Here is a 417-nt window from a genome sequence, read left to right on the forward strand (position 1 = left end):
TTATGAAGATGAGGATGGGTTCGAGGTTCTGCATTTTCGTGCCCCGGTATTGTTTCCCAAAAAGAGAACAGTTGGTTCTCTTTGTCGGTGTTTATCACATCCAAGACGCACAGTAAGCTTCGAATATGGGATCCCCCCATCGGAGAATGACAAGTGTCCGAAACGATGAACCTGCATCAGCCGCCTGAAACCATGACCTTGCATCGCGCCCTGTGGGCCGGCCGGATAATGAGCGCGTTTGTCGTTGCCGCTCTGGCGACAGACGGCACCATTCAGCTTTTCGCGCCGGCACAGTTCGCGAGCATGATGCAGGAAACCGGGTTCGCGATGGACCTGACCCGTATCGTGGGTCCGATCGTACTCGCCTGCGCCATCCTTTACGCCATCCCGGCCACCGCCGTCCTCGGCGCTATCCTG

Annotated in this window: 1 protein-coding gene; it reads left to right on the top strand. The window is 56.6% G+C overall.

From position 1 onward, the window contains the following. Positions 1 to 153 precede the first annotated feature (153 nt). Positions 154 to 417: DoxX family protein (locus ACWTU8_RS32995; RefSeq protein ID WP_455851399.1), on the top strand; the 264-nt coding region annotated here is incomplete at its 3' end.

It is taken from the genome of Mesorhizobium sp. BHbdii (assembly GCF_053848045.1).